This window comes from Xanthomonas sp. SHU 308 (assembly GCF_000364645.1).
In the GTDB taxonomy this organism is placed as follows: Bacteria; Pseudomonadota; Gammaproteobacteria; order Xanthomonadales; family Xanthomonadaceae; genus Xanthomonas_A; species Xanthomonas_A sontii.
The window spans coordinates 1-8051 of the sequence record NZ_AQOK01000018.1 but is presented as its reverse complement, the minus strand read 5'-3'; the positions used below and the strand labels follow the sequence as shown (position 1 = coordinate 8051).

The 8051-nt window shown below is 60.2% G+C and carries 8 protein-coding genes and 1 pseudogene; 5 read left to right on the top strand and 4 right to left on the bottom strand.

All coding sequences use genetic code 11. The features are described 5' to 3' along the window. Positions 1-681 precede the first annotated feature (681 nt). The gene (locus tag D588_RS28765; RefSeq protein WP_157836385.1) at positions 682-1473 is read left to right on the top strand and encodes a peptidoglycan-binding domain-containing protein; all 792 of its coding nucleotides are present in this window, start codon (positions 682-684) and stop codon (positions 1471-1473) included. Positions 1474-1609: 136 nt separating this feature from the next. Here the strand turns inward: D588_RS28765 and D588_RS0100980 are convergent, their stop codons facing one another. Beyond that, entirely contained in the window at positions 1610-2479 is an 870-nt protein-coding gene (locus D588_RS0100980) for a hypothetical protein (RefSeq protein WP_232764188.1), read from the bottom strand. A 131-nt stretch (positions 2480-2610) separates the two neighbouring features. Between D588_RS0100980 and D588_RS26240 the strand changes: the two genes are divergently transcribed. The 4 genes from D588_RS26240 (at position 2611) to D588_RS0100960 (ending at position 5344) form a co-directional block, all read left to right on the top strand. Continuing rightward, positions 2611-3108 (top strand): hypothetical protein, encoded by a 498-nt coding sequence (locus D588_RS26240; protein ID WP_232764187.1) that lies wholly within the window; start codon positions 2611-2613, stop codon positions 3106-3108. A 92-nt stretch (positions 3109-3200) separates the two neighbouring features. Further along, positions 3201-3854: a hypothetical protein gene (locus tag D588_RS0100970; protein WP_232764186.1), complete on the top strand. Its 654-nt coding sequence runs from the start codon at positions 3201-3203 to the stop codon at positions 3852-3854. An 85-nt stretch (positions 3855-3939) separates the two neighbouring features. Continuing rightward, positions 3940-4404 (top strand): hypothetical protein, encoded by a 465-nt coding sequence (locus D588_RS28315; protein WP_232764185.1) that lies wholly within the window; start codon positions 3940-3942, stop codon positions 4402-4404. A 64-nt stretch (positions 4405-4468) separates the two neighbouring features. Beyond that, the gene (locus tag D588_RS0100960; protein ID WP_017914650.1) at positions 4469-5344 is read left to right on the top strand and encodes a hypothetical protein; all 876 of its coding nucleotides are present in this window, start codon (positions 4469-4471) and stop codon (positions 5342-5344) included. Between the two features lie 260 nt (positions 5345-5604). On the opposite strand, the gene D588_RS27490 is transcribed toward D588_RS0100960, so the two are convergent. The 3 genes and pseudogenes from D588_RS27490 to D588_RS28310 all read right to left on the bottom strand — a co-directional run. After that, entirely contained in the window at positions 5605-6552 is a 948-nt protein-coding gene (locus D588_RS27490) for a hypothetical protein (protein WP_157836384.1), read from the bottom strand. 89 nt (positions 6553-6641) lie between these two features. Beyond that, on the bottom strand, positions 6642-7202 hold the full coding sequence (locus D588_RS0100945) for a hypothetical protein (protein ID WP_157836383.1): 561 nt from the start codon (positions 7200-7202) through the stop codon (positions 6642-6644). Between the two features lie 394 nt (positions 7203-7596). Beyond that, positions 7597-8051, bottom strand: a pseudogene (locus D588_RS28310) (hypothetical protein); the annotation flags it as partial.

Here is an 8051-nt window from a genome sequence, read left to right as displayed (position 1 = left end):
TAGCCATTTCGATAGAACAAAACGATGGACGCAAGGTCGCGTTCGGCATGGAGTACGAGATGGACACTTATGTTTTCAGGCGAAGCAAGGGTTGCTGGTATCTGACGCGCGCGATTGATCTCAGAGACTGAAGGAGAACGAATCATGGATGAAGAAAAGAACACGCAGCTACCGCACTATCGCGTGATCCAGCTTGAGTGGGATGCGCAGCGGGGCTTTCGCAACGAGGCTGTCGAGGACTTCGATAGTTTGGTGATGCATCATCCGCAGAGCAATCGCGGCGCTCACCTGGTGAATGGCGCGGTGGTCGGCGGCCCGCCGGGACGTGCTTTCGGTGTGATTGGCGGTGAGATTCAGGAGATCGAGGTTGCACGTGGCGGCAGGGATTTTGGCCTGCGCCCGGATCAGGTATTGGTCAAAAAGGACTTCATTCTTGAGGATCCCAGGCTTGCCACCGGACCAGGTTCGAGAGCACTGGATGTCCCATCTCCCGTCTCAGGCGTTGTGGGAGTCGCCAATGCGCGGTCTGGCCTCGTGGATGTGTTGGATCGTGAGGGGGGCGAGGTGATCTTGCGTGTGCGCCACATGTCGCCGTTGCATGTGCAAGCGGGCGATCGTGTCGAGTACGGGCAGGCATTGGGTGTTCAGTCCAATCAGGCCACGCAAGCGGTGCATGTCCACATGGAAGTCGATAGCCGCTATTACCAGCAGTACGAGAACTATGTGGAAGACCTGGTAAGCGGGCGCCTTCCCATCGACGCCACCAGGCAGACGCGTGGAATCGATGCGCGCCCCGTTGTCGATGACGGCACCATCCGTATTGGCGAATCCTCGGATGTCGTGCAGCATGCCCAGCGCGTGTTGAATGCGGAAGGCTTCCGTGGCGTGGACGGGCAACCTCTGCAAGAGGATGGTGTCTATCGCCTGTCCATGCAGCCGGCCGTCATCAACTACCAGCAGGCACGAGGCCTTCCCCCCACGGGCGACCTCGATCCCGCAACGCTTCAGCAGATCGCGCCACGCGTGTTCCCGCCGGAATTGAATCGCCAGGAGCGAGACGCCCCTAGCTACCTAGAGAGGCATGGTGGCGCTGCGCCTGATCCATTACACCGGCAGGCAGAACAGGCTGTCCGCGTTCTCGAACAAGGCTTGGGCAGAGACTATGACGCCAATAGTGCAAAGCTTGCGGCCAGCGCTGCCTGCCTGGCGAAAGAGAACGGCCTGTCGCGGATCGATCATGTGGTGCTGAGCGAGAATTCACGCAATGTGCGAGCGGGCGAGAACCTGTTTGTCGTCCAGGGCGCACTGAACGACCCTGCGCATTTGCGTGCACACATGCGTACCGAGGATGCGCTGAGTAGGTCTGTGGATCAATCGCTGGCCCAATTGCAGTCCTTGTCCGAGACGCAGCGCCAGCCCAAGGACATCGAGCAGCCGGATCAGGTGCAAGCGAAGCCCCATCAAATGGTTTGATAGACGTGCAATGCGCTGCCTTCGTTCGGCATCGAAACGTCAGGCAGCGCCAACTCTTCCATCATCGCGCCCCGCAAGAAGGATGAGATGGATTGACGTAGTCGTTACGCCAGCGCACTCCTCCATCCCCTGAGGCTCACTTCTTCTTCGAGCCTCTGCGGCACAAACCGATGTTGGTTCTCGCTGCGCGCACGATGGCCAGGTAGCGGTCCGCCAGCATTGGCGTCCATCCTTCCACGGCCGCGTCGTCGTCCTTGGCGGCGTCCTCCGCATAGGTGTCGAGTGTGGAAAGGCACTGCGCATACAAGCCATTTTTGTACTGGGTGATGGCCAGATCGTTACGAATGGCGCCTTCGTCTTCCCACTCCAGCGTCGGCAGGCAACTCGGCACGACTGGCGACAAGGTAGCGAGCGCCGCCTTGTAGTCTTTCGCATCATAGAGACGCTTGAAGGTCGTCCGTGTGCGGTCCAGCGCGTCCCGGCCACAGCCATCCTTGACCTGCAGGTAGGGCGCCTCGAAATCCCCGTTGTAGCCGCAGAACGTCTTGCATTCGGCGGGCGTGGCAGCCGCTACGTCAATGCCCTGCGGCGTACTGGCGAACTTCACCTGGCAGGTGGATTGGCCCTTGTTCCCCTTGGCGATGCCGGTGTGTCCCTCTATCGCGCCATTCAGCTCGCACACGTCTTCCCCCGTGGTGCTTTCCAGGGAGAAGGTCAACATCCCGCTTTGCTGCTTGATCAGCAGGCGACCCCATCCCTTGTCGGTGATGTACTCGCCCGGCGGCGGAGCGCTGTCGGGCGCAACTTGCTGTGCCGCCACGGCGGGCTGCTCCTTGCGCGCTGCCGCCTTTGGGGCGGCGGCCGGTGGTTGTGCCGAGCAGGCGGCTGTGGACAGCGTGGCGATCGCAACGCAGACCAGCCACGTCATCTTCAGCGGACGTGTTTTCGCCATATCCTTTCGCCGCTCCTGTCTTCCCTGCGGCTCTTTAACGCGCGATGCGGCCATGCGTCAAGTCGGTGTGCCCCTGCGCGGGCTGGCCTGCGGGTGGATATCTGGCGGGAGGTCGGTGGAACGCACGTGGACCGATTGCTATCTTCCCTGCCTACGAGCCGCAGGCTATGTACAAGGGGTGACCGATGCTGATGCAGCACCGACGCGGGCGGCGCTTGTCGCTGGTCGCGCGAGTTGTGGCGATGGGGTTGACGACCTCGTGTGCGGGCTCCGCTTACGCAAGCAAGTCCACCACATTCTCCGGCGAGTGGGGTTATGCCAAGAGATGCGACTTGGGCCATTACCTGGGCCTGCATCTGCAGCAGCATGGCGATCGCGTCACCGGAGATTGGAGCGAGGGAACCAACGCGCACGGCCATGATGGGCAGTTGCAGGGGGAAGTACGCGGGGGCACGTTGTATATCCGCTATTGCAGCGAAGATGGAGGAAGCGGCTTCGCCGCATGCCCCGCGTTCTCAGGACCAGAAGATCGATTCCGGCTACAAAATGGACTGCTTGTTCGCTATCAGAAGTACGGTTCCGGTTATCGGCGCGACGTTGCGCTTCATCCGAGTGTCGCCGGGAAGGATGTGCCTTTCGATCAAGAGTGCATGGATCAAGAAGATGGGCTCGACCAGCCCTGACAATTCCTTGCGGCCGAAGCAAGCAGCGTCCCTACGCGCTAGCGTGAGAATGAAATTCGGCGCTTCTATGGAATAAACATTGAGGTGATTTCATGGCGAAATCAAAGCAAGCGCTTTGCATGGTCTTCATCGCCGCGACGCTGCAACTGACAGGATGCCAGCCCGAATCGGCTCAATCAGTGGCAGCTAGCCGAGCGCCACATGGCAAGGAGCCACCTGCAGCGAGGACGACCGTGCCGCTGGTCAGGAAGCTCAGTCCGCAACTCCTGTCTGACGCCATCACGCTCGATTTCGCTGTTCCTCCCCAGGAGGATGACCCTGAACCGCCGATTTTCATCGGATTGCGGGTCGCTGCTGCAGATGGGGAGGCGGCAGCGGCTAAGGTCGATCGCCTACGCGATGCCGGCGTGACCGCTCAGTTGCACCTCTATCGATTGACAGAGGCGGGCGAGCAGCCGGTGGTATTGCAGCGGAGCGAAGAAATAGGGCGTACCGAATATCGAGTCGTGGCCTTGGATCGCGATGGGCATGTGCCACGTATCTTCGCGGCAGATGCGGACGTCACAACGATGGAAGCCGCGGGGTTGATTGCTCCGAATGTCACCTACCGCGAATTGGACATGGCTTTTATACGGGATACGGCGCCCGGCCGATACCGGGTGTCCGTCCGCTTCGAGGGTAATCTCGGTGCCTTGGAGGAAGCCGGATCGGAACTGTTGATCGCCTTCACGAGGAAGGCAAAATAGGGGAGCGCCTGACGATGGCCCATGGCAGGCTGGCGATGATGGGGGAGCGAATACGTTGGGCAAAGTGGCGAGAGTGAGGTGGTTGTTGGGACTGATCGCATTCCCCTTGGCCGGATGCGCCAACGTCTCTGTCAGTGAAGTCGTGGCCGCAGGCGCTAGAGATGCTGTCTGTACTCAAGCCCGCGATTGGGATGGTGGCGGATCGCTGCCCGCGCAGCAGATCACGCCAACGATCACAGGGAACGAGATGGGGGTGACCTATCATTTCGACCTGCGAGGAACAGGCGGCTTGCGATCGCTCGATGCCAGTTGTGGGCCGGGCAGCTACGCCGAGTGCAACTTCACTGCACATCGGCTGGATGGCACGGCGTACCAGTTCTCCGAGCTCTCTACGTTTGGTCTTTGGCAGGTGCAGGGGCGCCTGTATCTGCTGTATCGCATCGTGTCGCCGGAGAGCGACGCAGCGGCCCGCAAGCGCCGGTTGGTGGAGTTGGCCGAGTCACCTGTGGAGATCTGCAATCAGATCGGTGATTACTCGGACCTGATGTAGATGCTCTGCCGGATCGACAGGTTGCCTATACTCTTTCTTCCCGCTGGATCACCCGGGCCACAGGGTGCTGGGCACCAACGGCCTCCAGACCACGCACCTCAGGGAACGGCGTTCGATGCGGGTTGACTCGTTCATGAGGTTGCAGCACAACGTGCGCAGGCGCAGTTTGGTGCATCTGCTGGCCTTCCAATGCATCTGGATGGCACTCATCTGCACGCAAGCGCTGGCGGCGGATGCACCACGCCTCTCCGTCGAGGGTATGAACAAGCACAGTGTCATCAATGGGATGGGCTTGTTCCTGACACGTTCTCAGGTCGCGACGCAAGGGCGTACGCAGACCGTGTACTTCGAAAAACGCATCGTCTGCAGCGATCGCCGCATCAAGGTGGCCTTTGCCAAGGGACTGGAGCGCACGCCTGAGCGGATCTGCCGCGTCGCCTCCGAGGCACTCGCGTTCGTCAGCGCCCAGGCGCATGTGCAGAACATCCCCATCACGTTGCTCGTCGTGCCCAGTCGGGTGGGCTACCAGGCGACGTTCTACAGGGTGGGCAGAGGGCCGAAGCTCGTCCTCGTCGCCCCGGTGCTGCAGAGCGAAGAGGCGACGCTGGCCAACGTCGCCGATCTGGTGGCGCATGAGGGCTTCCACGTGGGCATGTTCGCTGCTGGCGACGTGTCGCTGGCTGGGAGCGAGTACGCCGCCTACCACTACGGGTTGTGCGGGCAACTGGTAGCAGTCGGGCATCTGGAGCCTTCGGCGCTGCCCGGCTTCGGTGTGGCGTCGGACGACCCGCATCTTGTCGATTCATCCGAGAGCGCCGAACGCGTGCGGACCGAGGTGCTCCAGGCCTTCGGCGACCGACCCATGACGAGGGAGAGCCCCGCCGGTGAGGCGTTGCTCGCACAGTGCCGCGCGATGACGCCTGCCAGTTCGAGACACTGAGGCTGCTACCTTTTGATCTTCAGCGTGCCGGACCAAACGTGGCATTCGCCGGCGTCAGCCTCGATACCACCACCACCAGCGGCTGCTGAGGCGACCGGGAGCATCCCGCCAGCGGAAGCCGAACAGGCTTACTACCCGCAACAAGCCAGGTGCGCCAACGCGGCGTGACTCAAACGAAACAGCCTCCCAACTTTCCGGGGCGGCTCATTGTTGCTGGGAATGGAAGCAAGGACCGGTGAGCAGCAACGTCGGACAGCGCTTCATTGTTGAGGCGTCTGATCGGTAGACAATGACGTGGGGACCAACACCTCGCTGCTCTCGGTGCCGTCGACGGTCAGAGTGATTTCTCCCGATCTGCCTATCTCCGGTGGCAAAATTGGAGGCAGGGACTTCAGCGCATCAAGGTACCCAGGGATGCGAGATTCTTCCTGGGCGACATAGGCATCTCGGTCGAACTTGCCCTTGTCATCCGGATAGTGGCGGCTGAAGTACACCGTGGCGAGCGTGCCCTTGGGTGTCGTCCGCCAGCGCGTGACCTGGTACTCCAGGGCGTTGTCGAACATCTGTGGAATCGCCGCTATGGCCTCATCCTTCTGCGGAGAAATATAGACCTGCCTGAAATGCGGATTTCCGCTGATTTCGGCACGCTGGCGGAGCAGTTCCAGGTGCGTCTCCGGAGTGCTGTCATCCGTATGCTGGAAAACAGCAATCATGCTGCGCCAGCCTTTCAGGTTTTGACCTCGCGGGACATATTCCACATGACGCACTGAGTCCTCATGCGATTCGGCGAAATACGCCAAATAGAATGGATTTCCATCGAACTCGATGCGTCTCGGGACTCCTGGTATTTCGATATTGTTTCGGTTGATGTCAGTGCGAGGGTTGGCTTCGATCTTCTTGCCGCCACAGGTCCCTCTGACGTCGATAGCAATACGTTGTTCGATCTTTGGATTGGCGAGACCGAACGTCACGTCGATCTTGTCGGTGCCATCGGCATTTCTCCACCCATATCGCATGTTCTCACGAGAAAGCGTGAGAATGTAAGGCTTCCCGAGATTCCTGGTGACCTGTTCGGCTGTCCAGCCAGGCTGGATCGACTGAGCCTTGCCGCAATCGATCGGTCCTGGCTTTGTAGCGAATGCATGTGGCGAAAAAAAGATGCATGCGGAGAACGTCGCGAGGTATCGCGCAGTGCGGCAGCGGATCATGAAAATCCTTTGTACATGAGGAAGGCTGGTTGTTTGCCTGGATCTGAGACTGCGGGATTCCCCCGGATAAGCGGCTTGCAATTGACCGATCAGAACAATGCTTGCAGCTTCTTGGAGATGTCCCCAAGTTGCCCCTCGCATATTGCGCCCGACTGTCGGGGCAGCAACATTACCGGCTGCCCGGTGGCCGCATCGACCAGTTCGAATCGGCATGAACGCACGCCGGTGAGCATCGGAATCGGGCCGTCTTTGTAGGTGAATCCGCCCCTTAGCTTGTAAGTGCGGCCGGGCAGCAGAACCGTGTCCGCGACGATCTCGCACTTGCGTCCACCCGATGCATACTCTTGGTAATAGAAGCGTGTGGGTTGTAGCGCTGAGACCTTCCTGGTCTTTTCTGCGCCTTCCGTGTCGTCTGTCATCCGGTAAAGAGCACGATAAATCGGATTCCTCCCTGGCGGAACGGTTTTGCAATCCTCCCCGCCAGCAAGGTAGATGGTGATCGATTGATTGCCGCCGCGCGCGCGGACCAACTCGTTGACGATCGTCGCCGCCGGCGCCTCGGGCGGGGGATCCGCTGCCATCGTCATCGGCGCTGTCGCGCACCCGGCGAGCGCGGGTAGCAATACGTAAGCGGCTAGTCTCTGACGCATGTACTTCTCCTTTTGAGTCAGAGCCACAGATCGGCAGCGATCCGAAGAACTTGAGTGAGTGGGGGGCGATGCATGCGTTCGGAAGCGGCGATGCCCAGAAGCGGTGGCTTCCGAGCTGATGCAAGAAAGCCGATCTCCTGGGCGTGCTGTGTCTCGTCGATCGCCTTGCTGTGCAAGCTATTGCATTGTAGATGGAGCGTGCCCAGCCTCGTGTCGCTTCGCGAAAGGCTACAAATCGGGTTTGAGTGCGTAATGAGGGAGTCCCTGTGCTCAGCCTTGAAAGTCAGCGCTGGTCCAAGCTGCAGCACGCGTATCGCTCAGCCCGGGATGTTCCGGCGATGTTGGCACGGCTGAAGTTGGTGCCTTCATCCGTTCACGGCTCGGGAGCCGTGGCTCACCTTGTGGAGCACGCTTGCTTATCAAGGCGATGTCTGTTCCGCTTCGCGGCCGTCCCGAAGGCTTCGCGTTGACGACGCTGTTCAAGCGGAAACGCGCGTAGTGCCGTGACCATGTCCTGGTACAGAAAGAACTTCTGCTCCATCTGCTCTGAATGTGTAGCGTGAAAAAGCAGTTGCGGGGTTGCAATCAAAATCGGAAGTCGGCCGATGAACCACGATTGAGCGGAGGATGTGTTCGCGTTCCAAACGCTCGCTGCGGGAGTGCTGCTTGATTGGCTTTCACCGACGTGTCTTGGTGCGTCGATCCACGCTGCCCGCTGGCTGCGCGGATGTTGGATGCTCCATACGGCGTGGCTTTGTGTCAGCTGCTGCCTTGCTCGCGGCAATCGGCTAGCATTTACGCCATGGCACGGCCAGGGGCGCCGACCGATTAGGGGGACATTGATGAAAT